Here is a 2,000-nt window from a genome sequence, read left to right as displayed (position 1 = left end):
TTTCATTGGGGCTTTGCGGCGTACTCTGTTGCTCCAGCTTATCAATCAGCGAGCGACGTACTGCTTTGGATTCTCGTGCTGCGACACGGAGAGCTTGCTTGAGGGTCATATGGATAATTTCAATATCAGCGCCGTTTTTTGACCTACGAAAATTTCGTAGGTCTCTCCTTCAAGTTCATCTTTGACGCGACTGATAAAGTCGTTATTACGAATAGGCTTCTCGCCATACTCCTTCCGCGCCGAATTGACCATCTCAAGCAATGATTGGCTATCGATGCTTCTATCAGTGACAAAGATATGATTAACTGATAAATTATTACATATTACGTTGATACCTAACATTAATATTTAAGTTAGCATTAGTTAGCATTGACTTGACCGTTAGCAAATTGTTGACGGTCCTTCTTTCCACAAAACGCGCTGTACGGCTTCTTTCACGCCGCCACCTCCCGTAACGCTTCAGTCCCGATGCGAACAAGATCGCTTTTATCTACCCTGGTGAACTGGCAACAATTTCTGATGAACGGCCTCCAGATAAACAACAGGCTCCCCTTGCTGTTACCGTTCTTGCCGCACATCCCGGTTGCGGCGCTGATGAACGACAATCGTCCCACGGTGATAACGCGCCCCTCGTCCACGCTTTCCAACCCTAGCCTGAACCAGCCCGTTGAGGTATCAAAGGGCAGAAGCATCACAATCACCTGCTTCTGTACCACGCACTGCTCGGCGGCCTTCTTGAACCACGGCGTGATGTTGCTGTAAGGCGGATTGCAGAAAATTGCACCCCGGGTGTGCCAGTCGCAACTCAGGGCATCATCCTCTTCGGTCAGATAGCGGCAATACAGGGCATTGGCGTAGTCAGCGGCAGCATCAAGCCCGAACCTAAACTCTGCATCCAGCGCACGGAATATCTCGACCGGCGTTTGCCATCTGTCCTTACACGCTTTTGGGGTTTGGCTGACTATCATTTTTTATCACTGCCAGTAGTAATTTATCGAACCGGTAAACAAGGCTGTTTCGACAATATTCCTCTACGATCCCCGGATTGCTTTTACCGTTAAGTTCATTGAAGATGTCGCGTTGTTCTGCGCTACTGTGGAAGCAAACAAAGCCCTTCAATCCACGGGAGCGAAACACCTTTTTTTCGGCGATCAGCTCTGGCATCACTTTGCTGATATTTGCTTCTCCTGTGCGCAACGTGGCAGCCAGATCAAGACGATTAGTGCCGTCATTCGCCTTGATGTAATCGAGAATCTGTTGCTTCAGCGTTACTCGGGTTCGGTTCTGGGTCATTTTATAAAATCCCCCTCCGTTGACCGGCGCGGGGGCCTTGAGCTTAATCACTCTGTAGTTGTGCTCAACATTGAACGTGCTTAGCACCAAATCCCAGTGACGTTCACGGGCGATCGGCCGCAGATCCTGATTGTCCTCCCAGAGCCCTCTGAGATGCTGTAATAGACACCGCCTACGCACCTGATAAACCCATGACATATAAACCCATGACATAAGTGACAATACAGGAGTACCAAATATCGGTTGTGTGTTAACGATATGATTAATTAAGATTTTCATATCAGCCCAGCCTCCTTGTGCTGCTGGTATTTGGCATACAGTAACTCGTCTGGCGTGGGGCCTGCTGGATGCCTCGGCGACGCAATACGTTTAACAGGTGCCAGAATGACGTCACCAAGCCCTAATCGTTTTTCCATTTTTAACAACAATAGTTCCGACTTTTTCCTAACTTCTTCGTCCGTCAGACGGTGTCGCCGCATGTCGTCGAAAAGGTCCGTTACCAGCCAGTACAGAGCGGCGGATTTCCAGGGATAATCCTCCGCACTCTCGTAGTCACCACGGCGTTTGCAGTAGGTCAGAAACTCGCTGTAGAGCTGCTCTCCCGTTGGTAGCCCGGCGTGTTGTAAGTTGCCCTGCAGGCACCACTCGATGAACTGTCCCGGCGACGGCAGGAACGGCGAGGCCGTTTTTCGTGCCATCGCAAGCCC

At 50.0% G+C, this 2,000-nt stretch carries 3 protein-coding genes and 1 pseudogene; all 4 read right to left on the bottom strand.

Translation table 11 applies throughout. The features are described 5' to 3' along the window. Nucleotides 1-342: pseudogene (locus ACMX3H_RS18920) on the bottom strand (hypothetical protein); the annotation flags it as partial. A 92-nt stretch (nt 343-434) separates the two neighbouring features. Continuing rightward, a complete protein-coding gene (locus ACMX3H_RS18915; protein WP_415211878.1) occupies nt 435-968 on the bottom strand; it encodes a phage N-6-adenine-methyltransferase in 534 nt (177 codons plus the stop codon). Then, entirely contained in the window at nt 937-1,572 is a 636-nt protein-coding gene (locus ACMX3H_RS18910; protein ID WP_415211877.1) for a hypothetical protein, read from the bottom strand. Before ACMX3H_RS18910 ends, ACMX3H_RS18915 begins: the two co-directional genes overlap by 32 nt. After that, nucleotides 1,569-2,000: replication protein P (locus ACMX3H_RS18905; protein ID WP_415211876.1), on the bottom strand; the 432-nt coding region annotated here is incomplete at its 5' end. The genes ACMX3H_RS18905 and ACMX3H_RS18910, both read right to left, overlap by 4 nt.

It is taken from the genome of Sodalis sp. (in: enterobacteria), from assembly GCF_047607725.1.
Lineage (GTDB): Bacteria > Pseudomonadota > Gammaproteobacteria > Enterobacterales > Enterobacteriaceae > JBLKSS01.
Note: the sequence above shows the minus strand (reverse complement) of the source record. Positions and strands in the feature narration are given on the sequence as shown.

Excerpts from the sequence above, each read along its gene's own strand:
- ACMX3H_RS18915 (WP_415211878.1), bottom strand. The coding sequence starts at position 968 with ATGATAGTCAGCCAAACCCCAAAAGCGTGTAAGGACAGATGGCAAACG.
- ACMX3H_RS18910 (WP_415211877.1), bottom strand. The coding sequence starts at position 1,572 with ATGAAAATCTTAATTAATCATATCGTTAACACACAACCGATATTTGGT.